The sequence below is a fragment of the Streptomyces sp. NPDC037288 genome, from assembly GCF_055603265.1.
This window is the reverse complement of record NZ_JBVJVY010000006.1, coordinates 288,314-311,261: the sequence shown is the minus strand read 5'-3', so window position 1 is coordinate 311,261 and position 22,948 is coordinate 288,314. Positions and strand designations below refer to the sequence as shown.

Annotated in this window: 21 protein-coding genes and 1 pseudogene; 15 read left to right on the top strand and 7 right to left on the bottom strand. The window is 70.4% G+C overall.

Annotated elements, in window-relative coordinates:
- Positions 1-573: 573 nt before the first annotated feature.
- Positions 574-1,620: a hypothetical protein gene (locus ACZ7GZ_RS10375; protein WP_471022632.1), complete on the top strand. Its 1,047-nt coding sequence runs from the start codon at positions 574-576 to the stop codon at positions 1,618-1,620.
- A gap of 248 nt (positions 1,621-1,868) precedes the next feature.
- Here ACZ7GZ_RS10375 and ACZ7GZ_RS10370 read toward each other — a convergent pair whose 3' ends face one another.
- The 3 genes from ACZ7GZ_RS10370 to ACZ7GZ_RS10360 form a co-directional block, all read right to left on the bottom strand.
- Complete coding sequence (locus ACZ7GZ_RS10370) at positions 1,869-2,657, bottom strand: calcium-binding protein (protein ID WP_471022631.1); 789 nt, start codon at positions 2,655-2,657, stop codon at positions 1,869-1,871.
- Between the two features lie 66 nt (positions 2,658-2,723).
- A complete protein-coding gene (locus ACZ7GZ_RS10365) occupies positions 2,724-4,019 on the bottom strand; it encodes a hypothetical protein (protein ID WP_471022630.1) in 1,296 nt (431 codons plus the stop codon).
- Between the two features lie 180 nt (positions 4,020-4,199).
- Positions 4,200-4,595: a DUF5994 family protein gene (locus ACZ7GZ_RS10360; RefSeq protein ID WP_471022628.1), complete on the bottom strand. Its 396-nt coding sequence runs from the start codon at positions 4,593-4,595 to the stop codon at positions 4,200-4,202.
- Positions 4,596-4,900: 305 nt separating this feature from the next.
- On the opposite strand from ACZ7GZ_RS10360, the gene ACZ7GZ_RS10355 reads away from it, so the two are divergent.
- Positions 4,901-5,269 (top strand): STAS domain-containing protein, encoded by a 369-nt coding sequence (locus ACZ7GZ_RS10355; RefSeq protein WP_471022627.1) that lies wholly within the window; start codon positions 4,901-4,903, stop codon positions 5,267-5,269.
- Between the two features lie 13 nt (positions 5,270-5,282).
- On the opposite strand, the gene ACZ7GZ_RS10350 is transcribed toward ACZ7GZ_RS10355, so the two are convergent.
- Entirely contained in the window at positions 5,283-5,546 is a 264-nt protein-coding gene (locus ACZ7GZ_RS10350; RefSeq protein ID WP_471022625.1) for a hypothetical protein, read from the bottom strand.
- Positions 5,547-5,852: 306 nt separating this feature from the next.
- Between ACZ7GZ_RS10350 and ACZ7GZ_RS10345 the strand changes: the two are divergent.
- A pseudogene (locus ACZ7GZ_RS10345) lies at positions 5,853-5,969 on the top strand (hypothetical protein); the annotation flags it as partial.
- Positions 5,970-6,090: 121 nt separating this feature from the next.
- Positions 6,091-6,855, top strand: coding sequence for a GAF domain-containing protein (locus tag ACZ7GZ_RS10340; protein WP_471022644.1), 765 nt, complete (start codon positions 6,091-6,093; stop codon positions 6,853-6,855).
- A gap of 201 nt (positions 6,856-7,056) precedes the next feature.
- Here the strand turns inward: ACZ7GZ_RS10340 and ACZ7GZ_RS10335 are convergent, their stop codons facing one another.
- On the bottom strand, positions 7,057-7,965 hold the full coding sequence (locus ACZ7GZ_RS10335) for a serine/threonine-protein kinase (RefSeq protein WP_471022643.1): 909 nt from the start codon (positions 7,963-7,965) through the stop codon (positions 7,057-7,059).
- 108 nt (positions 7,966-8,073) lie between these two features.
- Here ACZ7GZ_RS10335 and ACZ7GZ_RS10330 point away from each other — a divergent pair, with 108 nt between their 5' ends.
- The 3 genes from ACZ7GZ_RS10330 (at position 8,074) to ACZ7GZ_RS10320 (ending at position 10,259) form a co-directional block, all read left to right on the top strand.
- Entirely contained in the window at positions 8,074-8,619 is a 546-nt protein-coding gene (locus ACZ7GZ_RS10330) for an RNA polymerase sigma factor (RefSeq protein ID WP_450801614.1), read from the top strand.
- 61 nt (positions 8,620-8,680) lie between these two features.
- The gene (locus ACZ7GZ_RS10325; RefSeq protein WP_471022623.1) at positions 8,681-9,427 is read left to right on the top strand and encodes a hypothetical protein; all 747 of its coding nucleotides are present in this window, start codon (positions 8,681-8,683) and stop codon (positions 9,425-9,427) included.
- A 136-nt stretch (positions 9,428-9,563) separates the two neighbouring features.
- Positions 9,564-10,259 (top strand): hypothetical protein, encoded by a 696-nt coding sequence (locus ACZ7GZ_RS10320; RefSeq protein WP_471022621.1) that lies wholly within the window; start codon positions 9,564-9,566, stop codon positions 10,257-10,259.
- Between the two features lie 91 nt (positions 10,260-10,350).
- On the opposite strand, the gene ACZ7GZ_RS10315 is transcribed toward ACZ7GZ_RS10320, so the two are convergent.
- On the bottom strand, positions 10,351-10,500 hold the full coding sequence (locus ACZ7GZ_RS10315) for a hypothetical protein (protein WP_471022620.1): 150 nt from the start codon (positions 10,498-10,500) through the stop codon (positions 10,351-10,353).
- A gap of 229 nt (positions 10,501-10,729) precedes the next feature.
- Here ACZ7GZ_RS10315 and ACZ7GZ_RS10310 point away from each other — a divergent pair, with 229 nt between their 5' ends.
- Positions 10,730-12,079, top strand: a complete 1,350-nt coding sequence (locus tag ACZ7GZ_RS10310; RefSeq protein ID WP_471022619.1) for an alpha/beta hydrolase family protein — start codon at positions 10,730-10,732, stop codon at positions 12,077-12,079.
- A gap of 298 nt (positions 12,080-12,377) precedes the next feature.
- Positions 12,378-14,381 (top strand): tetratricopeptide repeat protein, encoded by a 2,004-nt coding sequence (locus ACZ7GZ_RS10305; RefSeq protein WP_471022617.1) that lies wholly within the window; start codon positions 12,378-12,380, stop codon positions 14,379-14,381.
- Between the two features lie 315 nt (positions 14,382-14,696).
- Here the strand turns inward: ACZ7GZ_RS10305 and ACZ7GZ_RS10300 are convergent, their stop codons facing one another.
- Positions 14,697-15,656, bottom strand: coding sequence for an SMP-30/gluconolactonase/LRE family protein (locus ACZ7GZ_RS10300; protein WP_471022616.1), 960 nt, complete (start codon positions 15,654-15,656; stop codon positions 14,697-14,699).
- Between the two features lie 98 nt (positions 15,657-15,754).
- Between ACZ7GZ_RS10300 and ACZ7GZ_RS10295 the strand changes: the two genes are divergently transcribed.
- The 6 genes from ACZ7GZ_RS10295 (at position 15,755) to ACZ7GZ_RS10270 (ending at position 22,836) form a co-directional block, all read left to right on the top strand.
- Positions 15,755-16,207, top strand: coding sequence for an Lrp/AsnC family transcriptional regulator (locus tag ACZ7GZ_RS10295; protein WP_471022614.1), 453 nt, complete (start codon positions 15,755-15,757; stop codon positions 16,205-16,207).
- A gap of 369 nt (positions 16,208-16,576) precedes the next feature.
- Positions 16,577-19,612, top strand: coding sequence for a SpoIIE family protein phosphatase (locus ACZ7GZ_RS10290; RefSeq protein WP_471022612.1), 3,036 nt, complete (start codon positions 16,577-16,579; stop codon positions 19,610-19,612).
- A 578-nt stretch (positions 19,613-20,190) separates the two neighbouring features.
- A complete protein-coding gene (locus tag ACZ7GZ_RS10285) occupies positions 20,191-20,394 on the top strand; it encodes a cold-shock protein (protein ID WP_030648194.1) in 204 nt (67 codons plus the stop codon).
- Positions 20,395-20,574: 180 nt separating this feature from the next.
- A complete protein-coding gene (locus ACZ7GZ_RS10280) occupies positions 20,575-22,065 on the top strand; it encodes a DEAD/DEAH box helicase (RefSeq protein ID WP_471022611.1) in 1,491 nt (496 codons plus the stop codon).
- A 146-nt stretch (positions 22,066-22,211) separates the two neighbouring features.
- Positions 22,212-22,445, top strand: coding sequence for a CBS domain-containing protein (locus ACZ7GZ_RS10275; RefSeq protein ID WP_471022642.1), 234 nt, complete (start codon positions 22,212-22,214; stop codon positions 22,443-22,445).
- A gap of 46 nt (positions 22,446-22,491) precedes the next feature.
- Positions 22,492-22,836, top strand: coding sequence for an SCO5918 family protein (locus ACZ7GZ_RS10270; protein ID WP_471022609.1), 345 nt, complete (start codon positions 22,492-22,494; stop codon positions 22,834-22,836).
- Positions 22,837-22,948: the final 112 nt, after the last annotated feature.

Sequence of the window (22,948 nt, the reverse complement as noted above, 5' to 3'; positions counted from 1 at the left end):
CCTCAGAACTCGCAATGATTCGGAGACCTGGAGTGCTCACCTGCTGGCGGCTACGGACCGTAGTCTTCCCCACGGCCCGACAAGGCCCATTAGAGGCTATCCGGCTCCGCAAGCGCCGTCGCTTCCCAAGCTGAGAGCGCGAGTTCGATTCTCGTCACCCGCTCCATGAGAAACCCCCAGGTCGGAGACCCGGGGGTTCTTTGTTGTCTAGACCGGTGAGCGGGCTGCGCGTCACCGGGTCTTCGGCCGTCCGGGTCTTCGGCCGTCCGGGGCTTTGTGCTCATCGGTTCGGGTGACTATCTGTGACGCCTTCGCCTGGCGTGCATATGCCGCGCCTGAAATGAGCCCTCTGACACGTTGAGGCGGGCCGCCGGTCATCGCACCGGCTGCCCGCCGTGGCACGGCGCCCGACGGGCGCCGGAAGAGAAGGGACACCGGATGCGCGTATTGCGCGCTCTCGTAGGCGGCGCCCTCGCACCACTCCTCCTGCTGATCGGCATCGCACCCGGCACGGCCCAGCAAGCCCGAGGCCCGATGAACCGCCGACGTCGACACGTCCGACCGCACGCAGGAGTGTCGGTCACCCTTGCGGCCTGCCTCCTCGTCCTGGCGGGGGCGCCCAGCGCGTTCGCGGACGTCCGCAGTCGCGCGGCGATCCCCTCGAACGGCTGTATCGCCACGCCTGCCGAGTACAAGGCCGCGTGGGACGCGCGGCAGGTCCGGTGCGTGTCACCAGCCCTGTTCGGCACCACGCACGCCCGTGGCGGCACGTCTCTCTACCCTGGCGGCTTCTGGTACGCCTGGGCCGGCTCGAATACCAACCTGGAGCGGTACCTGGAGTTGCGCAGGCGATACGGCGACCACCCGCCGAAGGTCGGCATCGGGATCCTGTCGTACGTCGGGTACCCCGGGCTGGACACCTGGTCCACTCCGACGGACCTCGCCGTCTACACCCTCCGGCCGGGCGTCCGAGCGCTGGTGCCGAGCTTCGAGACGTGGTTCCGCCTGCTCGACGAGCAGTTCGGCGAGACGGGGGCATACCCTCTCGCGGCTCAGCGGGACCTCGTCGTCGCCTACTCCCGGCTCCGCAGGGACGAGGACGTCGTAGGCGCGTTCCAGGAGGTGACCGGATGCCGGCGTGACAAGTTGCTTCAGGGAGCTGCTCCTTCAGCGGCCATCGGCTGCAGCCGCTCGTTCCTCGGCGCACTGGACGCCGCCGGCCCGTCCCCGTACGACGGCGGCGACTCCAAGACGTGCTTCGCGAACTTCCAGTCGCGCTACCGCGGCCCCAGGGATGCCGCCGCTCTGCGTGGCGTGCTGTACCAGTGCCAGGACGCGGGCTTCCTCAACACGGGCGTCGGGCTCGGCTACAACACGTACGCCAACCCCTTCGTGTGCAAGCCCGCCCACCGGCAGTCCGTACGCGAGAGGTACACGGGCAGGGAGTTCATCGTCCCGAACGCGCCCTTCGCCGCCCTCCCGAGCCACGTCGACATCCCACTGGACCTCGGTGCACCTTCCCAGCGCGGCTTCCTGTACACGGGTTACTGCGAGTCATGCCCGGCGCCACCGGCGTCGGCCGGAGTGCCCGCCGGACTCACCTTGGCGCACGGGCAGTGAGGTCCGGTTGTCGGACTGTGGCGCTGCCCAGTGAAGGGGCGCCGTTCTTCGGCGCCGTGCCCAATCCGTGCCCGTAGGAGCGGACAGCCGCGGTCAACAGCGGTGCGACCGGGCCCGCGCAACAACGGCGACACAACGCATCCATGCTGGCCGGCAGCCAGGCAACCGGTGGGCGGGTGCGTGCCCCTGGCTCACCATTGGCTATGTGATCGCCGTGCGGGCGTGAGCTGTCGAGGGCGACGTTCGGGTTACTGCACGTCCACGAAGTCGCCGGTCGCCTTGACTGCCGGCGTGGTGGAAGTGCCTGCAAAGTTCCAGCGCCAGTAGCCGTCTTCCGAGGCGGGGGCCGTGGTCGTCAGGTTGCCGGTGCTGGAGGTGTACACGGTCTTGATGGTGGTGTAGGTCGTAGTACCGGCCTTGCGGAACTGGAGCTTGACCGGCTGGTCGGCGTAGCCCCGGTAATCGAGCGTGTCCCAGTTGGCCCGGGTGAGCTTGCCGGTGACGGTGAGCGTCTTGCCCTTGGCGATCGGCTCAGGACCCGCGTCGGCGGTCAGCTTGGAGGACCGCTGGAGGCGGGTGGTGGTGTAGGCCCACCGGTCGGTGTAGCTGCCGTCGTTGGCCGACACCTGGACTTCGACCTTCCAGGTGCCGGCGTCGGCGTTCGTGAGCGACCAGTCCGGTTCGAAGGTGAAGGTCTTCGAGCAGGTCGACGTCGTACTGCTGGAGGCGACGCAGTCCGCCGGGGTGGTGTTCTCGTTGGGCTCGATGAAGCTGTCGGCGCTGAAGTAGGGATCGGTGCCGTCCGGGCCCCGCCACAGGTAGAAGTCCGCGTCCCAGATGCCCGACGGGTCGGTGGCGGTCACCGAGACCGTGATCGTCTTGTCGGTCGTGTCGACCACGATGTTCTTACCGCCGTTGACGACGACGCTGTCGACCTGGATGTCGCCCACGTTGTCGTCCGCGTAGGCACCGGGGACGGCGAAGCATGCCACTCCGGCGACGGCGGTGAGCACGGCAAAGGCAGCGCGCTTGCGCATGTATCTCCTTCACAGAGGGAAAAGTGGGAACCCGCAGAGCAGGAGCAGCGGGGCAGTTGGAGCCGGTCAGGGACCGGTGACCGACTTGATCGTGTACGGGAAGCTCTCCTGCTGCCAGATCACTGTGAACCGGGAGGCCGGGCGGGTGGCGACCTGGGGTACCCGGCCGTCCGACGTGAGTGTCTTCGTGGTGCCGAAGGTGCCGGAACGGCTGATCAGGCGGGCGCTGGTCTTGGTATAGCTGTACGGAGGCGTCGACTTGGGGACGACCGTGTGGAAGACCAGCATGCCGTCGCCGTCGTCGTCGAGGGCCAGGTCGGGGCGGTCGCCGGGACCCAGGCTGGTGGCGGCGCCCCGGGCACCGGCAGCGGACAGGCGGCGGCCGAGCAGCTCGAGTCTGCCGCTGCTGTCGTAGCGGGTCCACACGATCATCGAGTCGCCGTCGAGGTCGGTCGCAAGGGCGTGGTGGAAGCCCACGTTGTCCGTGGCGGCCGAGATGCGCAGGGGGGCCGCCAGGGTGCCGGAGCGGCTCCAGCGGGAGGCCCAGACCTGCGAGCGGGCACCGCCGCCGGAGTGGTAGGTGATGACCGCGTCGCCGTCCCGGTCCATGCCGACCCGCACCGTGCCGAAACCGCCGTACGAAGCGATCGGCGAGGTGAGCACCTTCGTCGAGGAGACGGACGTCGACGTGATCCGCCTGGCCACGACGTCCGAGGCGCGCGCCCAGGCGACGACGAACTGGCCACTGCGGTCCACTCCGATGGCCGGCTTCTCCGTCGAGCCCGAGCCGAGGGTGATGGGCGCGCCGAGCGTGCCGTCGAGCTTGAGGCGGCGGGCGACCGCGTACCAGCTTCCGTCGCGGATCTCCGTCCAGGCCGCCATCGCGGTGCCGCCCGGGGTCACGGCGACCACCGGGGTCGTCGCGGGCGCCGACGTGGACAGCTTCTGCAGCGGTCCGACGAGGCTGCCGGAGGCCGAGAGCCGGCGGCCCACGACCTGGCTGTCCTGCTGCCAGACCACCGCCGAGTCGCCGGTGTCGTCGGAGGCGGCCTCCGGCCAGGACGGCGCGGCACCGTCGGGCGACAGGGTGCGGATCGCTGTCACCGTGCCGCTCGCGGTCTTCACTCTGGCCTGGATCCGGTAGTAGCAGCCCGGCGTCGACAGGTCGCAGGCATTCCAGGCAAGCAGGGCGTCGCCCTGCCGGTCGACGGACACCGTGGGGGAATCGTCAGGGGTCCAGCCGGAGGCCGACACGTTCCACGTCGATGTCCACGCCGCCTCGGCGTTCATGGCCATCGTCGCGGTGCCCGCGATCCCGGCCGCCGTGGCGATGGAAACGCCGGCAAGAACACGACGCTTCACCGAACGCCGATGACGTGCTGCACGCGGAGCCACCCTCATCCCCCAGTCCATTCCCGTGACTTGGGCACAGCCGTCACACAGCCCGCCCGCAATACCCAGCGCATCTGCACGCTCAAACGTCACATGCGGTACGACTTCCCGCCCTGGCCGCGGCATGATCGTCGTGGCATCCGGTTCTCGTCAGGGGCCGTATGACGCCACGGCCGCCATCAGGTACTCGGCGTCCGCCGCGGCCAGCTCCGGCGGCACGACCAGCAGGTCCCGTCGGCCGTGGTCCGGGGCGAGCAGGCACACGGTGTACCGGCGCCGCCAGACGGAATCCCTGCGCAGTCTTACGACGTGGTGGCCGACGAGTATCCGTCCCGGCGAATCCGCCCACCTCTGCGCGTTCACGGTGACGCCGACGATCTTCCCCCACTCTCGGGGCAAGGCACCGATCAGCGGGGGGAGTTCGGCCAACAGGTCGCGGGAGCGGGGCCACCATGCCCCGTCGACGCGCAGCGACACCGCACCGCGCGGCGCGAGCCGCAGACGGGCCTTGGGCAGGGAGGGCGGGGGCTGAAGGACGGCGGCCATCAAGGCACTCCTGACTGGGGGCACGGCCCTGTGGACGTACCCAGGGTGTCCGCGGCGGACCGCGGGACGAGAGGGCGGCCCGGCGTACGACGTGCCCTCGGTTCCCCACCGTAACTCCGCCCGGCGGGAAAGGACCCGTCGCCGACGGGCACCCGCGCACATCCCCGAAGCGGCGTCGCGGTCCCCCTCGACACCAGTACGCTGGCCGTACGGCAGCCCGTGACCCCGGCCCTCTCCGCGCAGTACCGCTCCGCGCAACAGAGGCTCTGCGCAAGGCGAAAGCCAACCTCAGAGGAGATGGGGCTATGGGCCCGCATCCCGACCTGTTCGACGAGTGCCGAGTGGTCCGCGTCGGCGGCGAACTGGACCTGATCACCGCGCCGGGCTTCGCCCGGGCTCTGGAGGAGGGCCGTTCCGGCACCGGCCGGCTGTTCCTCATCGTCGACATGAGCGCCGTGACCTTCGTGGACGGCAGCGTCCTGGACCCGCTGTGCGCAGCATGGGAGGACTGCCGGAAGCGGCACGGGTGGATGCGCCTCGTGCACACCCTGCCGGGCGCGGTACTCCTGTTGCGGGCCGGCGGTCTCCTGGACCGGTTCCCGCGGTACGCCAGCGCGCAGGACGCCTGGCAGGGCATCCCGGCCGACCGCGCGGAGACGGCCCGCCCCGCATGATGTTCGCCCGGAGTCAGGAGGCACCGTGCTGTTCACCGTGCTGTGCGGAGCCCCGGCCGGCGGCAGACCGGGAAACGGTGATCAGCGACGGCACGGCCGAGGTCCCGCGGTCGCTGCGCGCGGGCTCGGACGCGGGCAGCGGCCCGGTCCCGGCGAGCGCGCGGGCCTTGGGCGCCGAGGGTGCGGCGCTGTCGCTGCTCGTGGAGGGCGGCCGGACGGCCGAGCCGGTCCGGCGCCACCCGGAGGTGAGTCCCCGGTTCGAGGAACTCCAGTTCACGGCGGGCGAGGGGCCGGGAGCCGGACGCGATCCGTACCGGGGTGCCGGCCCTGGAGCCCGACCTCGACCGCGTACGCCCCGACCGGTGGGCCGCCCTGCTGGAGGCCGCGCGGGAGATGCGCATCCACGGGGTGCGCTGCTTCCCGCTCGGTGTCGGAGCCATCCGGATGGGCGTACTGACCATGCTGTGCGGCGCGGACCGGACGATGAGCGGGCAGCAGCCGGCGGATGCCACGGCGCCGGCCGCCGCGCTGACCGGCATGTATCTGAACGGAGCCCGGCACGGCGGCCGCGGCAAGGACGGCCATGGGTTCGGTTCCCTGCCGGCTCAGCAGGCCGGGCCGAACCGCCCGGCCCGTGCACCAGGCCACGGGAATGATCAGCGTCCAGCTCGGCGTGCCGCTGGAGGAGGCCCTCCGGTGTCTGCGGGCCTACGCGCACAGCAGTGAGCGTCCCCTCGGGGAAGTGGCGACCGACCTGGTCGCCCGCATGCTCCGTTTCGACGACCATACGAACGGGCCGTATGCGCCCGACGGTGGAAGGGATGATCGCCATGGCCCGCGAACGACGTCTGGCCGAGATCTTCGTGGAGGTCGCGGACTCCCTCGTCGAGGACTTCGACGTCATCGATCTGCTGCAGCGGCTGTCGACGCGCTGCGTGGAGCTCCTGGACGTCTCGGCGGCCGGGATCCTGCTCGTGGACGCGCAGGGCGAACTGCAGATCATCGCCGCCTCCGACGAGCGCACACGCGTCCTCGAACTGTTCGCGCTCCAGCACGACCAGGGACCCTGCGTGGAGTCCTACCGCACCGGAAAGGCCCGGGCGAACATCGACCTGAGCCGCCCGGAGACGACGCGGGACTGGCCCCGCTTCGCCGCACGGGCCCGGGATGCCGGGTACGCAGTCACGCACGCGCTGCCGCTGCGCCTGCGCAACCGGGTCGTCGGCGCGCTCAACCTCTCCCAGGAGACGCCTCGCCGCCTCGGCGACGACGACATCGCACTCGCCCAGGCGCTGGCCGACGTGGCCACCATCGCGATCCTTCAACAGCGCACCCTGGAGCAGTCACACGTCGAGAACAGCCAGCTGGAGACCGCCCTGACCAACCGCGTCATGGTGGAACAGGTCAAGGGCGTGCTGGCCGAGCGCTGGCACACCTCGGTGGACGACGCCTTCGCCGCGTTCCGCTCCTACGCGCGCGCCCACCAGCTGCGTCTGTCGGACCTCGCCGCCCGGATCGTCTCGGGCGGCTTCGACACCGTGGTCATCCCGGCGCCCGAGCAGCCCGGTGCCCGCGGAGCCGGCTGACCCGCTGCGGATCGCGGCACCGCGTGCCGCACGACCTGCGCGACCTGCCAGGTGCCTCCGGTGGTCAGGGAGGCCCAGCGCGGACTGGTGCCCACCCCGAGGGTGCGGGTGATCCCGTGCGGCGCGGCCCGCTCGGTCATGTGGAGGCGTGGCGCTCGTGAACAGGCGGCACCTTCCGTATGGGACGGGGTACCCGCAAGTTCAGCGGAACGACCAGGTCAGCACCGTTGTCATCAGGAACACGACGACCGCCGCAAGCCAGACCATCAGGCGCGTCGGCCCCGAAGACCCGACCGACGCCCACTCCTCTTCCTGCCGTGACAGCAGCGCGTCCGCGAACGCCTGCGCGGTCTGCGGTCGTTCGTCAGGTTCAACGGACAGCGCAGCGCGAAGCAGTGTTTCGATGCCGTCCGGAGCCCCCAGCTCTCTGGGAAGGGCCGGCAACGACGTCGCCGACGCCTGCTGCGTCACAAGAGCTGTGCGACCGCCCGACCCGAACGGCTTGCGTCCGGTCAACAACTCGAACGCGACGACACCGAGGGCGTACACATCGGCTCGGCCGTCGAACCCACCCGTCTGGAAGGCCTGTTCGGGCGCCATGTACGCGGGAGTGCCGGTGGTGACCGTCAGCCCCGACGCGTCGGCCAGTTGCTTCGCGCTGCCGAGGTCCGCGACAAGTACGGCGGCAGGCGTGCGGCCGGCGTCGAGCAGGAGGTTCGACGGCTTGATGTCGCGGTGGATGACGCCCGCGTCATGGAGCACCTGAACCGCGTACCCGGCCTCGGCCGCGAGCCGGAGCGCCTCCGCGGGCCCGCAGTGCCCTGTCTTCTCGGCCAGCGTGCCGCCTCGGACGTAGTCCATGACGAAGTACGGCCGGTCGTCCTGGACGCCGACGTCGTGAACGCGCACGACACGTGGGCTGGAGATCCTGCGGAGCAGCCTCGCCTCCGCCAGGAAGCGCTGTCGTACATCGGCGTTCGACGCCCAGTTGTCGGCCAGCACCTTGACCGCGACATCGGTGTCGAGCTCGGGGTCGTATGCCTTCCAGACGGTGGCGAACGAACCGGCTCCCAGCCTGTCCTCAAGGAGATATCGACCTAGCTTCTGCATGTGGCAACATTTTTCCCGGGGCGATGTGGCGGATGTGGCTGGCTGCAGTCGGGAACTCCCGTGCGGCCCAGTGGGGTCCAGGTCGGACGATAGCGGGGGGACAGCAGGGTGCTCGAGGAGGATGAGCTGACGCACCTCGTGGCGTCTGCCCAGGCAGGTGACCGGGCGTCCCTGGACCGCCTCCTCGTCAGGCTTCGGCCCACCGTGATGCGCCGCTGCTCCCGGTTTCTTCCGCACCACGCCGACGCCGAAGAGGCCGCGCAGGACGCCCTGTTGTCCATCAGCACACATCTGCACGAGTACACCGGGCGGGGCTCGTTCCTCGGCTGGGTGACAGTGATCGCCTCGAACGCCGCCAGGTCCACGTATCGCTCGATGCGCCGACGGGCGGAGGACAGTCATGCCGTCGTTCCCGACGGTGTCGACCCACGGACGACGAGCGTCATCGCGGGGACCCGCCTGGACCTGATGGAGTCGCTGGCCGCACTGGAGGAGCGGCACCCGGCCCTGGTGGAGTCCTTCGTGCTCCGCGATCTCGGAGACCTGACCTATCTTCAGGTCGCCGAGATCACCGGCGCTCCTCTGGGCACGGTCAAGGACCGCATCCATCAGGCCCGTCGCTTCATGCGGGACCGCCTCGGCGGTGGCCTCTGAGACGCCCCGGCTTCCCGCTCTCCCCTGGCATCAGCTCGACCGCGGGCCGGGAGGTGCTGCCGTGCGTCCTCGGACGATCGTCGTCATCCTGGCGGTAGCCATCGGACTCGGCCTGTTGACCGGCCGGTTCGTCCTGCCCGCGCCCTCTGCTCCGGCCACCCCGACGATGAGGCCAGGCGCTGCGGCGTCCTCGCCGGGCAACGGCTCTCCGACGCCGAGGCCCGCGAGCGGGCCGATGACGAACCGGCACTTGTTGACGGCTGCCGATTTCAGGAAGGTTGGTCTCGCCAAGCGCATCTACGTGCGGGACCGCGTCGGAGACGGCAACTACGCCAACGCGACCTGCACCGGCGAGAAGACCCTCGGCGAGACGCTGGGGTCGTACGACGCGCACTTCCGCGGGTTGGTGACGAGCCAGGACACAGGCCACGGCGACCCTACCGAGGCGGCGAACATCGACGACCAGGTCGCACGCGAAGTCGCCGACGACGCCGGAAGCCGCGCACTGGCTCAGAACTACGCGGAACGACTGCTGTTGGAGGAAGTGCCGTGCCAGAGCGAACCCGCCACTCACTGGATCTACGGGCCGACGCACACGATCGACGTCGCCGCGGCCATCTCCGCGAGCTGGATGGGTGTGTACGGCGGCGACCTGAACACGACAGGGACCGCACCACGAGGCAAGGAGCCGTGTGGAGGCGTCGCCATACTCCGCAACGGCTCGCACTACGGGATCCTGGAGATTGATGCCTGCCTGGACACGGCTGCGATGACGCGGATCGTCCGTACGGCCGTGACACGGCTCTGAGACCACCCCCGCCCCGCCAGTGGGCGTGACATGGATCACGTCGATCGTGGCAGATCACCATCCAACATCTCCCGTACCTCCGGCATCTCCAGATGTACGACGACGCCAACCGCGTCGCGACCAGACAGGAGATGAGATGTCCGACAACCAGGCAGCCCGCAGGAAGTTCGCGCGTCGCGGTCGTACCGCAGGGATAGCCGCCTCCGTCGGTGCCGCACTGATAGCGGTCGGCATCGGCGCGCTCCCCGCCGCCGGCGCGGACACGAGTTCCGCGAGCCGGTCGGCAACCGCCCTCGCCGCCGCTCCTGCCGCACCCGGCCTCGGCTCCGCCGGCCTGATGCAGAGTGACGACTTCTTCCAGCAGGGCCTGGCCCCGGTCCGCGCGACGGTGGACCTGACCGGGAAGCAAGCTCTCTCGGCATGCTCCGGCGAGGAGACGATGCGAGAGCTGACCAAGGGGAAGTCCGCCGCCTATGCCGACGTGACCTGGACCTTCGACACCAAAGGCACCTCGCTGACCGAATCCGTCGCGGACGGTTCCACCGACACATCGGCGGCCTCGTACGAGAAGCAGCTCGACAAGCTGGTGCGCGGCTGCCAGAACGAGCCGCATGGTCACTGGTACTACGGCAAGGGGCGCACGATCACCGTCAAGGCCGGCGAGGGCACTTGGTACCCGTCCTTCAGCGGCGACGGCAAGGTTGCCGGCGGCGTCGCGGTGATCCGCAGCGGCCACAGGTTCGGCATCGTCGAACTCACCGGTCAGCCCAGCGACGACCCCGGCTACATGGAGGGCATCACCGCCGGTGCCGTCAACCGGCTCGCCGACTGATCCGGTCCGGGCGGTTCCGGGAGCCGTTCACGTGGGTGCTGCCCCCGGTCCTGGGACCGTCCGGGCCGGCCGATGAACGTCTGGTCGGAGTTCAGGAACCAGTGGCGTCGGACGACGGGCGCGGGCCGCCGAAGCCGTCTTCCGAGAGGTCGGACCAGTTGCCTTCCGGGTCCATGGCCCGGTACTCGGCGAAGGGGCGGTCGGTGAAGCGTTCGGCCGGTTTCGGACTGCCGGCGGCCACCAGGGCCTCGGAGGTGGCCGCCGTGTCCTCGACTGAGCAGAGGCCCGGCGGGATGCGTATGTGTCAGTGCACCACTGTTCGCCGGGGCGCTTGCGAAGTCGCGTTCGCAAAACGGCTGAGAGGCGCTGCCGACGGCATGGATCTCCGCGCGGTCCATCGGCCGCCCCAGCGGTACGGTGTGCGGCATTCGATCGCCCGTTCTGCGATCGCTGACCAACAAGGGGGTCCCATGAAACACCGCCGCCCGCGCCACCGCCGAAGAGTGATCGCCAGAGCCGTCGGTACAGCGGGTGCGCTGGCCGTCGCCCTGGGTGCGGGGATGACACCGGCGATGGCCGCCGGGAAGACGTCCGACAAGCCTGCGGCCACCGGGCTCTCACCCGACCAGCCCGACCAGAAGACACCCTGGGCGCCCGAGAACGACGAGGCGCCGCTGCACCACAAGCCCGTACACCCTGAGGCCCTCACGGGCGTCCGCTCGGATACGTCCGGTCTCCAGCTCAACATGCCCGCGCCGACCGGGCCGTACACCGTGGGCATGGTCGGCCTGCACCTCGTCGACAAGTCCCGTACGGACCCGTACGTCCCCGGCAGCACCCCTCGCGAGTTGATGGTGTCGCTCTGGTACCCGGCCACCGCCACGTCCGGGCACTATCAGGCGCCGTGGATGCCGTCGATCTCCGGCGCCCACTTCCTCGCCTCGCGCGGGCTGTCGCCGCAGCAGGTGACCCTGCCGAGGACCGCGGGCCATGTCCTCGCCCCTGTGAACACCAAGCTCGGCAAGCTGCCCGTCCTGCTGTACTCGACGGGGCTGCACTCGGACCGCGCGATGGGCACAGCGCTCGCCCAGGACCTCGCCAGCCGCGGCTACCTCGTCGTCACCGTCGACCACACCCACGACGCCAACGAGGTGCAGTTCCCGCGCAACCGGCTCGAGGTCAACATGATGCCGGCGGGCGCGCACTCCTCCGACACGCTCAAGGTGCGCGCGGCCGACATCCGGTTCGTCATCAACCAGCTCGGCACGATCAGCAAGGGCGGCAACCCGGACCCCGGCCACCCCACGCTCCCCACCGGGCTGTCGCAGGCCGTGGACATGTCCCGCATCGGGATGTTCGGCTGGTCGCTGGGCGGCGCGGCGGTCGACACCTCCATGCAGCTCGACCACCGCATCGCCGCGGGTGCCGACCTGGACGGCCAGTTCTTCGGTACGGCGCCGAGCAAGGACCTGGACCGCCCCTTCATGCTCTTCAGCTCCGGAACCCACAACCGCAACAACGACGGGTCGTGGCGCACGCTTTGGTCGCATCTCAAGGGATACCGGGTCGACATCCAGCTCCATGGCGCGGCGCACCTGTCGTTCAGCGACAACGAGTGGATGGTGCCGCAGGAGGCGAGCCTGCTCGGGCTCTCCCAGGCTCAGCTCCAGCAGCAGTTCGGCACGATCGATCCGGACCGCGCGATCGCGATCCAGCGCGTCTACCTCGCGGCCTTCTTCGACAAGGAGCTGCGCCACCAGCACAGCACCCTGCTCGACGGGCCCGACAAGAAGTACCCGGAGATCTCCTTCGTCCGCTGACCGGACATCCGAAGGGCGATATACGTGCCCGCCTGGCGCGGCGCGAGACCGAACTGAGCGACCTGCGCGGTCAGTACGGCACCCTGTCCGGACATCTGGACACACTGCGCGGCACCACGAGCGAACTCACCACCACCGTGAAGTCGGTGGACGACGCGACCAAGCGGCTGCAGACGGACCTGGACGGCACCAAGTCCGATGTGGGCGTCCTCAAGGCCGACTTCACCCAGAAGTTCGGCAACCGGAACACGATCCGCTCCCTGGTCCGTGGCCGCCGGGCATCTGACACCATCAACGGATGCACGAGCAGACCTTCGCCGAAATACCGGGCGAACGCCCCGAGTTGGCCGCCGCCCGGGCCGGGCAGCCGGGCGCGGCCCGTACGTACGCAGAGTTCCTCACGAAACAGGGACAGGTGGACCAGGCCCTGCCCTGGTGGGAGAAGGCCGTCGAGGAAGGGGACTCCCAGGCCGCCCGTACCCTCGCGATCGTCCACCGGGACCGCTGGGACTTCGCGGCGGCCGAGCGGTGGTACCGCAGCGCCGCCGACCGGGACGGCGGCTGTGCGTTCGGGCTCGCGACCCTGCTGGAGGAGGCGGGGGACCACGCCGGGGCGGAGGAGTGGTACGCGCGCGGTGCCGAGCTGGGCAGTGTGGAGTGTCTGACCAACGGGGCTGCCAGGCTGGCCCGGCGAGGTGAGTGGGACGAGGCGCTGCAGCGGCTCGAAGAGGCGGAGGAGCAGGGGGACCACGTGGCCGCCCATGCCCGCGCCGCCATCACGGACATCTTGGACGACCTCGACCAACGGGAGACGGATCTCGCTCAGGCCGAGCAGGACGGCGACGCCGAGGCCGCCTACGACGCGCTGCGGGAGCTGACCGACGGCGAGTACGACGAGGTGTACGCCGGCTATCCCGGTGCGGCCGCGGCGGCGGAGGCCCTGTTCGCCAGGGCCGCGGCGGTCGGCAGCGCCAAGGCCCTGGTGGACCAGGCCATCCTCGTGGCCCGGGACGACAGCCGATGGGCTCAGGTACGCGCCCTCGCCGAGCGCAGTCACGAACTGGGGTACTCGGGCGCCGCGTACGTCCTCGGCGTCTGGTGGGAGGAGCGCGGCGGGCTGCGCGAGGCGGAGAGGTGGTACCGGGCCGCCGCCGAGTCGGACGGCGGCCACTTCGTCGCCCGTGTCAACCTCGCACTGCTCTGTGAGCGGCAACTCCGGCTCGACGAGGCGGAGGAGTGGCTGCGCGGCACCGGTGTCGACGAGGAGAACCAGGATCCGTGGGACACCACGCACGACTTGATCGTCCGGACCTTCCGGGACATCGCGCAGACGCGCGCCCGGCCCGAGCAGCCCCGTGACGTGGAGCTCCGGAAGCGGCTGCCCGAGCTCACCGCCGCCGCCGAAGCGGACGGCGCCGGCCCGGAGGAGATGCTCGCCTGCGCCGACGCGCTCGACCGGCTGCAGCGGCTGCCCGAGGCCGCCGAGTGGTACCGGCGCGTGGGTACCCCGCGGGCGCTGCTCGCCCTCGGCCGCATGCTGTACGAGCGGGGCGGCGCCAAGGGCAGATACATGATCCCCTTCTACGAGCCCGCCGCCGAGGCCGGTGACGCCGATGCGGCGTACGAGATCGCCGTCATCCACGACCGGGCGAAGGACGAGCGCTCGGCCGGGCTCTGGCACCTGCGGGCGGCGCGGCTCGGGCACGGCGGGGCTGCCTGGTGGCTGGGCTGGTGCTCCCAGCAACGGGGCGGCGACCCCCAGTTCGCGGAGCGCTGGTACGTGCGGGCGGCGGAGACCGGACTGTCCCGGCCGGCCTACCTCGCGGGCAGGAGCATGGTGCGGTACGGGCGCCATGCCGAGGCCGAACGATGGCTGCTGTTCGCGTTCGAGGACGGCATCATCCAGGCGTCGTACCACCTGGGCCGGGCCCTGCGGGCGCAGGGGCGCCAGGCGGAGGCCGAGGAGTGGCTGCGGCGCGCCGTGGAGCGGCGCGCCGAGTTCGAGCTCGAGTCGGACGGACTCTCCAGGTCCCGGAAGGACGCGCGGCCGGAGCTGGCCGGACTGCTCGTCGACGCGGAGCGGGACGAGGAGGCGGCGGGTCTGGTCGGGGAGATCCTCGAGGAGTATCCGCGCCATGTCGAGGGGAACCGCCTCGCGGGGATCCTGGCCCGCCGCCGGGGCGATCTGGCGGCGGCCGAGAGGCACTTCGAGGTGGTCGCCGACTGGGACTCCGACGGCAGCGCCAAGATGACCCTGCAAGAGATCCGGGATCTGCTCCGGCAGGTCAACCACCAGCACTGACACCACCGGTATCCGACCGCGCCGCTCGACCGTCCTGCTCCCGGAGAACACGGAATGCCCCGGCGTTGAACGGCCGGGGTTGCGCGGTCGCGTTCGTCCGCGGATCGACCATGGTCGGGCTGGTGCCCGTACTGATGTACTCGGCCCTGCTCTGCCTGGTCGGTGTGGGTCTGCTCGTCCTGCCACTCGAACTCCGGCTGCCGCGCCGGCCGGCCGACGGCGAGCGCGACCGGCTGGGGCGGTGGGCTGCGCGCTGGGGGCGCCGAGGTAGGTCCGAGCGCCGGCCCACCTCCGCCTGCGCGGAGAGCACGAAGGTCACCGGGTCTTCGGGGCCGGCCAGGGCCGGCGCCCCGGGCCGGTGGGGTGCGTGCCCGTAACGCCCATGACCACCGAGTAGAGGCTGGTCCGCGCGGTGATGAAGAGACGGTTGCGCTTGGCTCCGCCCCAGGAGATGTTGGCCACCCTCTCGGGGATGTTGAGCCGCCCGATCAGCGTGCCGTCGGGGTCGTAGCAGTGCACCCCATCGTCCATCGCAGCCGCCCAGAGCCGGCCGCCGTCGTCGAAGCGGAGATTGTCGAAGCGGGCGTTCTCGCGGCTTGCGGCGTCGGCGAAGACCTTGCCGTCGGAGAGTGTGCCGTTGTCCCGTACGTCGAAGACCCGGATGTGGCCGGCCCGGGTGTCGGAGACGAAGAGCGCTCGCTCGTCGGCCGAGAAGACCAGGCCGTTCGGCGCCGCGAAGCAGCCGGCGACCAGGCGTACTTCACCGTTGTCCGGGTCGATGCGGTAGACGTTGTTGGCGCCGATCTCGCTCTCGGCGCGGTATCCCTCGTAGTCGCTGGTGATGCCGAAGTCCGGATCTGAGAACCAGATGGAGCCGTCCGACTTCACCGCCGCGTCGTTCGGGCTGTTCAGTCGCTTGCCCTGCCAGCGATCGGCCAGCACCGTGACAGTGCCGTCGTGCTCGGTCCGTGTCACCCGGCGGTTGCCCTGCTCGCAGGTGATCAGCCGGCCCTGGCGGTCAAGGGTGTTGCCGTTGGAGTGCCCGGCACAGCGGCGGAAGACGCTGACGGCACCGGTCTCCTCGTCCCAGCGCAGCATCCGGTCATTGGGGATGTCGCTCCAGATCACCTGCCTCCAAGCAGGAAGGTAGACCGGCCCCTCGGCCCAGCGGCAACCGGTGTACAGCACCTCCAAGCCGTCATCGCCGTTCATGCACCGCCCGGTACGGAACCGGTCGTCGAGCATCTCGTACAGCGCAGGGCGCTCCCTGGTCATGGCTCCCCTCCCCACAGATGTGCCGAATATCCTTCGGCTTGATGGAGAGATTGCAAGATGAGCTATGGTCTCTGCAAGGTCATTCCGAATGGAGAGTTGTGGATCACATTGATCGTGACCTGTTGGCGCAGCTCCAGCAGGACGCCACCCAGTCCTACGCCGCGCTGGGCCGGGCCGTGGGCCTGTCCGCCGGGGCGGCTCATGAGCGCGTGCGCAAGCTGCGCGAGCGCGGCGTCATCCGGCGCACCGCGGCCGAGGTGGACCCGGCAGCGGTGGGCGGCGGTGTCCTGGCCTACGTGATGGTCGGCTCGACCGCCTGGATGGGCGACTCGGCGAAGGACTTCGCCGCGCTCCCCGAGATCCTCGAGGCGCACATCATCGCCGGCAGCGCCTCCGTGCTGGTGAAGGTCAGGACCGCGACCACCGAGCAACTGCAGGACGTGTTGCGCCGGATCTACGCCATCGACGGAGTCAGCGGGACCGAGGCGACGGTGGTACTGGAGACCTTCTTCGAGCGTCCGGTCTCCCCGCAGGCCGTCGACCGGACGTGACGCCAGGCAGGTCGTTCACGTCGATGGCGAAGACCTCACGACGCAGTGCCTGCTCACGATTGAGCTCGACAGCGGCACTCTGACTGCCCGCTACTGGGACATCGCCACGCCGAACGAGCGGTTGCGGGCCGAAATCCTGCGCTGAGCGGTGAACCGGCGCGGAGCCTCTCATCGGTCATCGGGAACGGAGAGTGAGCAGAAGACCGCATGAGGTTGATGCCTCACGAGAGGTTCCCCAGGGCAAATGACATCGCCTAGATTGTCCGCATTGGCCGCGGTTAGATAGATGCGGATCGCTCCAGGTCCACATCCGATCGCGTGAGACCGAGCGGGTACCCCAGCGGTGAGTGGAGGCGACAGTCGGCCGTGATGAACGTCGGAGGCGGCGATGCGCACAACACCGGTCCGTCCACGCCGCACGGCCCCCACCCCCTGCGGTGGCCACAGGCCCTGCAGACCCAGCAGACCGAGCAGATCGAGTCGGCGCTTTCGGAGCGGCACCGCATGCGGATGTGGCTGCTCGACGCCGTGGACGAGGACCGGCGCGACGTCGAGGTGCTGCTGACCGCGCTCCAGCAGGCGGTGGCCGAGGTACAGGGCCTGGGCGGCATGGTGCATCTCCCAGGTGGCGGCATGAGCGGCATCCTCTACCTGGTCGCCGGCAGTGGCCTGCCGGAGCCGATGAAGCGGCCCTGGCTGATCATCCCGGCACACGGCACGACGCCGCCCAGCAGGGCCGCCCGGAAGGACACCATCACCTGGCAGCCCGACCTGACCCCGCCCGAGCCGGTGCCCGGCCGGGACCCGGCCGCCCTGTGGCCCTCCCGGCTCCCCGCCGCCATCGGTCACCTGGCCGTCCCCGTTCCGGGCCGTGGCCGGCGACGCGGCGCGCTCTCCGTCCTCTTCGCCCCGGGCGCCGAGCCCGGCGCGACGGAGCGCGCGTTTCTGACCGAGGTGGCGGACTGGATGTCCGGGAGGCTCAGATCGTCCGGGGTCCTCAATCCGTCCCCCACCCTGCTACGAGCACTGGAGAACAGGACGGGACCGCCGGAGGCTCCCCCGTGGGACGAGGGAGGGGTGCCCTCCCTCACGTACACCTGGGACCTGCGCACCGGCGCGCTGACCGCCGACCGGAACGTCAAGCAGGTGCTGGCCGGCGTCGACCCGGAGGTGATGGGCGGCGGCATCGAGGCGTGGACGGCGCTGATCCACCCCGACGACCTGCCAGCGGTGGTGGCCGGCTTCGACACGGGGATCCAGCTGCGCGGCGGCTTCCAGAACGAGTACCGGATCCGGCGCCAGGACGGCACCTACCTCTGGATCGAGGTCCGTGCCCGGACGATCACGGACGAAGAGGGAACGCCGGTGAAGGTGATCGGCACCGTCCGGGACAGCAGCGAAACGCACGCCGCCGCGGAGTCGGTGGGGCGGGCGTTGCGGCACATGAGTGACGGCTTCGTCTCCCTGGGCACGGACTGGCGCATCGGATTCGTCAATCGCGCCGCCGAGCGGCTCTTCGGCGCATCGGGGGATGTGGCCGGAGCGCTGCTCTGGGACGTTCCCGCGGTACGGGCCGTGCCGGGGCTGGAGGAACGGTGCCGGGCCGCGGCGGCCGAGGGCCGGCCTGCCGGATTCGACGTACCGGGGCCGGACGGGACGTCCTGGTACCACCTGCGGCTGGTGCCGGTGCCGGACGGTCTCACCGTCTACATCACCGACATCACCGAGCGGCATCTACGGGAGGCCGAGCGAGCCGCCGCGGAGCGGGCCGCCGCAGAGCGGGCGGCCCTGGTGCAACGCATCACGCGGGAGCTGGCCGAGGCTGTCACGGCCCAGGACGTGATGACGGCGGTGGCCGACGGCGTGATGACACCCCTCGGGGCGTCCGGACTCATCATGCTCGGCGTCGCCTGCGACCGGCTGACCGTGGTCGGCTCCCAGGGGTATCCGGAGCGCTTCACCCGTCAGCTGGACGGGCAGTGGACGGTGGGGAACACCACGAACCCGGTGGGGGACGCCCTACGCACTCGCACGCCCCTCCACATCTCCTCCCCGGAGGAGTTCCTGGAGCGTTACCCGGCGGCCGAGATCCTGATCCGGGAGGGCGGCAAGGAGGCGTGGGTCTTTCTGCCGCTGGCGGGATCGGGGCGCGGGAACGGCGCGGCGGTGATCTCCTTCGATCGCCCCCGGGTGCTGGACGATGACGAACGAACGCTGCTGACCGCCCTCAGCGGGCTGATCGCGCAGGCCCTGGAGCGGGCCGCGCTGTACGACGAGGCGACGACCCGGGCCCGTACCCTCCAGCGCAGCCTGCTGCCACGGGCGCTGCCCAAGCTGCCCGAGGTGACAGCGGCGGCGCGCTACCAGCCGGCCAAGCAGGGAACGGACGTCGGCGGTGACTGGTACGACGTGATCCCGCTCTCCGCCGCCCGGGTGGCGCTCGTGATCGGCGACGTCATGGGCCACGGCATGGCCGAGGCCGCCACCATGGGCGGGCTCCGCACGGCCGTCCGCACGCTCTCAGAGCTGGAGCTCCCACCCGACGAAATCCTCGGCCACCTCAACGACATCGTCGGCGAGCTGGGCACCGATGCTTTCGCAACCTGCCTGTACGCCATCTACGACCCGGTGACCCGGCGACTGTCGTACGCCAGCGCGGGTCACCCGCCCCCGGTGGTGGCCCACCCGGAGGGCACCGTCACGTTCCTGTCCCTGACCCCGGACCCGCCGCTGGGGGTCGCCGCTCCGCCCTTCGAAACCATCGAGACCGAACTCCCCGCCGACAGCCTGATCGCCCTCTACACCGACGGCCTGATCGAGAGCAAGGACAGGGATGTCAGTACCGGCATGAGCCGCCTCACCGAGATCCTCTCCCAGTTCGTGAACGCCATGCCGACCTCACAGGCGGACGCATCCGACCTGGACGCCCTCTGCGCCACCCTCACCACCGCTCTCCTCCCCGACCACGGCACGCTGATCGACGACGCCGCCCTGCTGCTGGCCCGCACCCACCCGCTGGACACGGAGGACGTCGCCGAGTGGCCGCTGCCGGAAGACCCGTTGGCCGCGGGACAGGCCCGCGAGCTGGTCCGCGAGCAGCTCACCGCCTGGGACATGGCCGACGAGGACCTGATCATGACCACCGAGCTCCTGGTCAGCGAGCTGGTCGGAAACGTCATCCGGCACGCCTGCGGGCCCATCCGGCTGCGCATGCTCCGCAGCCGCGCACTGGTCTGCGAGGTCTCCGACGCCAGCCTGACCACGCCGCACATCCGCCACACCTCCGCCACCGACGAAGGAGGCCGCGGCCTGCAGCTCGTCTCCGCGCTCTGCCAGCGCTGGGGCACCCGCCACACCCGCACCGGCAAGTCCATCTGGACCGAACAGCCCTTCCCCTCCGCCTGACCGAGCTGAGGAAGGACAACCGAAACGTCGGCAAGGCCGCGTCCGTCATCTGGCCCCCGGCACGAAGGGCCTGCCGCACCTCGGTCACGGGCCCGCACCCGCGGACTGCAACGGGGCGCTACCGCACCAGCCGGTTCACCGCCGGCGTCGGCGGCATGGACTTCGCCCTGCTACGGCCGCCGCGGTCGCCCCGCCGGAACCGCCGCGTGGCCTTCGTCTCGCCGCTGGGGTCCCGTCGCGTTCGTCGGCATGTCGTCCGCCGATGACGACGGCAGCCGCGTCCAAGCCGTCGAAGGAGGTCACAGCGCTGTGACAGGAGAGCTCGACGGCAACAGTGCGGGCCCGGGGGAGCAATTCCTGTGCTCGGGAAGTGAGAAATCGGCGCGGCGCAATAGAAATATTCCTGGGGCGACAGGCGGACCGGGGATTATGCACCGCGCAGGGCCGCTCACGACGTGCTACTGTCGGTGCGAGTTGCAGGTGTGGTTGCCAGAAGGTTATTCCGACGGTCGATCATCACGGCGACACGGAATGTGCACAGGGCGCATTCCTGACACCGTCTCCGAAGGAGAAACAAAATGGCTACTGGCACCGTGAAGTGGTTCAACGCGGAAAAGGGCTTCGGCTTCATCGAGCAGGACGGCGGCGGCCCCGACGTCTTCGCCCACTACTCCAACATCGCCACCCAGGGCTTCCGCGAGCTGCTGGAAGGCCAGAAGGTGTCGTTCGACATCGCGCAGGGCCAGAAGGGCCCGACGGCCGAGAACATCGTTCCCGCGTGACGCGTCGGCACTGACACACACTTCGTAGCTGGGGCCCGCACCTTGGGGTGCGGGCCCCAGCTCGCTTCATTTTCAGGGTGATTCAACCCTGGCTTTTCCGGCTCGTTCTCGCGATTCTCTGCGCGGTTTATTTTGCTGCGGACATTCCTTGATACGCGCCCGCATCGAGGAAGGTTCCACATGAACCGTGCACACACCACTCGCACACGCACAACTCGCACATACGACCGCTTCGGGGGAAGCGCTGCCGCCGGCCGCTCCGGCGTTCAGAGCCGGTCCCAGGGCTTCGGAAACCGGCGGGCCGCACAGGGTGAGTTCGCACTGCCGAAGACGACCACACCGGCGTTGCCCGCCGCCGAGTCGTTCGCCGATCTCGCCATGCCGGCGCCGTTGCTGGCGGCACTCGGCCACGAGGGCGTGACCGTACCGTTCCCCATCCAGGCGGCGACCCTGCCGAACTCCCTGGCCGGCCGTGACGTGCTCGGCCGTGGCCGTACCGGATCGGGCAAGACGCTCGCCTTCGGCCTCGCGGTACTGGCCCGCACGGCGGGCCGGCGCGCCGACCCGCGGCAGCCGCTGGCCCTGGTCCTCGTACCCACCCGTGAACTCGCCCAGCAGGTCACCGACGCACTCACCCCGTATGCCCGCGCCGTCCGGCTGCGGCTGGCCACCGTGGTCGGCGGAATGTCGATCGGCAGGCAGGCGAGTGCGCTGCGGGCCGGGGCCGAGGTCGTCGTCGCGACACCGGGGCGGCTCAAGGACCTGATCGACCGGGGTGACTGCCGGCTGCGGGACGTCGCCGTCACCGTCCTGGACGAGGCCGACCAGATGACCGACATGGGCTTCATGCCCCAGGTCACCGCCCTGCTCGACCAGGTGCGGCCGGAGGGCCAGCGGTTGCTCTTCTCCGCGACCCTGGACCGTAACGTCGACCTGCTGGTCCGCCGCTTTCTGACCGACCCGGTGGTCCACTCCGTCGACCCGTCGGCCGGTGCCGTCACCACGATGGAGCACCACGTACTCCACGTGCACGACGCGGACAAGCACCGGACGACCACAGAGATCGCGGCACGGGACGGCCGGGTCATCATGTTCCTGGACACCAAGCACGCCGTGGACCGGTTGACCAAGCACCTCCTCAGCAGCGGCGTCCGCGCCGCCGCCCTGCACGGTGGCAGGTCCCAGCCGCAGCGCACCCGGACCCTGTCCCAGTTCAAGGACGGTCACGTCACGGTCCTGGTCGCCACCAACGTCGCGGCCCGAGGCATCCACGTCGACAACCTCGACCTGGTCGTCAACGTGGATCCGCCCAGCGACCACAAGGACTACCTGCACCGCAGCGGTCGAACGGCCCGCGCGGGGGAATCCGGCAGCGTCGTCACCCTGGTGACACCCGCCCAGCGCCGCGGCATGAGCCGGCTGATGGCCTCGGCCGGCATCACCCCGCACATCACCCCGGTGCGTTCGGGTGAGGCGGAGCTGAGCCGCATCACCGGCGCCCAGGCGCCGTCCGGTGTTCCGGTCGTCATCACCTCGCCGGCCACGGAACGTCCCCGCCGCACGTCTTCCCCCTCCCGTGGCCGTCAGGGCCGCACCGGCCAGGGCCGGCCCGTCGGCGCGGCGGTGCGCCGCAGGGAACGGCGGCACACCGGCATCGACTCGGCGGCCTAGGTCCGCGCGGCCCCGGAGCCGCAGCGGTCCCCCCAGGCCGCAATGGCCACCAAGCCGATCATCCCTTACCGCAGGAGGCACCTTTGACGCCGACTCAGACGCCGTACCGCGTGGCGGACCTCGCGCCGCTGACCGTGGTCCACGACATGGAGGCGTACGGACCTCGGGTCTGTGACGACATGACCGTCGAGGTGGCTATGGCCGTCATGGCGGGTGCACGTGTCGAGTACCTGACCGTGTGCGACGGGGACGACCAGAGCACGGGCTTGATCACTCTGGCCCGGCTCGCCGTTCTCCGCGCCAGTTCCACCTACACGGACCGCATCCGCCTGCGGGACGTCCTCGGCAGCCCGCTCCGGCCTGCTCCCGTCTGCGGCTGATCCACCCCGCCCGGGTCAGTCCCTTGCGTTACGTCTGGGAGGCATCATGCGTTGTGTCATCGCCCGGTACCCGTTCGACCTGACCAAAACCGGGGTGCTGGCCTCGATGAAGGGCGTCAAGCCCGAGCTGATCACAGGCGAGTCCGTGACCATCGGCCGCCGCCGCTACCCCGTCAAGCAGGTGGGCCAGGTCATCACGCGACAGGACCGCCGCGACTTCACCGCCCGCGAAGTCACCCGGGCCATGTCGCTTCTCGGCTTCACCTGCCACGACCGCCCCGAGGCCGAGGCCGCGCCCGTGGGCGTGAGCGTGGGCATGAGCGTGGGCGTTCCCATGCCGCTCCGGACCCCGTCGGCACTGCCCGACGGCACCTGCCCTGTGGACGTATGAGCACGGGCGGGAAACCGCCCTCAGGATCCCGGTGGGGGGGGGGGGGGGGGGGGGGGGGGGGGGGGGAAGAGGGGGGGGTGTTGTCGTCTCGTTGAGTGCTTGCTCCCCAGGG

Excerpts from the sequence above, each read along its gene's own strand:
- ACZ7GZ_RS10300 (WP_471022616.1), bottom strand. The coding sequence starts at position 15,656 with ATGACCAGGGAGCGCCCTGCGCTGTACGAGATGCTCGACGACCGGTTC.
- ACZ7GZ_RS10355 (WP_471022627.1), top strand. The coding sequence starts at position 4,901 with ATGGGCCCGCATCCCGACCTGTTCGACGAGTGCCGAGTGGTCCGCGTC.
- ACZ7GZ_RS10270 (WP_471022609.1), top strand. The coding sequence starts at position 22,492 with ATGCGTTGTGTCATCGCCCGGTACCCGTTCGACCTGACCAAAACCGGG.
- ACZ7GZ_RS10305 (WP_471022617.1), top strand. The coding sequence starts at position 12,378 with ATGCACGAGCAGACCTTCGCCGAAATACCGGGCGAACGCCCCGAGTTG.
- ACZ7GZ_RS10335 (WP_471022643.1), bottom strand. The coding sequence starts at position 7,965 with ATGCAGAAGCTAGGTCGATATCTCCTTGAGGACAGGCTGGGAGCCGGT.
- ACZ7GZ_RS10285 (WP_030648194.1), top strand. The coding sequence starts at position 20,191 with ATGGCTACTGGCACCGTGAAGTGGTTCAACGCGGAAAAGGGCTTCGGC.
- ACZ7GZ_RS10290 (WP_471022612.1), top strand. The coding sequence starts at position 16,577 with ATGAACGTCGGAGGCGGCGATGCGCACAACACCGGTCCGTCCACGCCG.
- ACZ7GZ_RS10370 (WP_471022631.1), bottom strand. The coding sequence starts at position 2,657 with ATGCGCAAGCGCGCTGCCTTTGCCGTGCTCACCGCCGTCGCCGGAGTG.
- ACZ7GZ_RS10275 (WP_471022642.1), top strand. The coding sequence starts at position 22,212 with ATGGAGGCGTACGGACCTCGGGTCTGTGACGACATGACCGTCGAGGTG.
- ACZ7GZ_RS10280 (WP_471022611.1), top strand. The coding sequence starts at position 20,575 with ATGAACCGTGCACACACCACTCGCACACGCACAACTCGCACATACGAC.
- ACZ7GZ_RS10320 (WP_471022621.1), top strand. The coding sequence starts at position 9,564 with ATGTCCGACAACCAGGCAGCCCGCAGGAAGTTCGCGCGTCGCGGTCGT.
- ACZ7GZ_RS10360 (WP_471022628.1), bottom strand. The coding sequence starts at position 4,595 with ATGGCCGCCGTCCTTCAGCCCCCGCCCTCCCTGCCCAAGGCCCGTCTG.
- ACZ7GZ_RS10310 (WP_471022619.1), top strand. The coding sequence starts at position 10,730 with ATGAAACACCGCCGCCCGCGCCACCGCCGAAGAGTGATCGCCAGAGCC.
- ACZ7GZ_RS10340 (WP_471022644.1), top strand. The coding sequence starts at position 6,091 with ATGATCGCCATGGCCCGCGAACGACGTCTGGCCGAGATCTTCGTGGAG.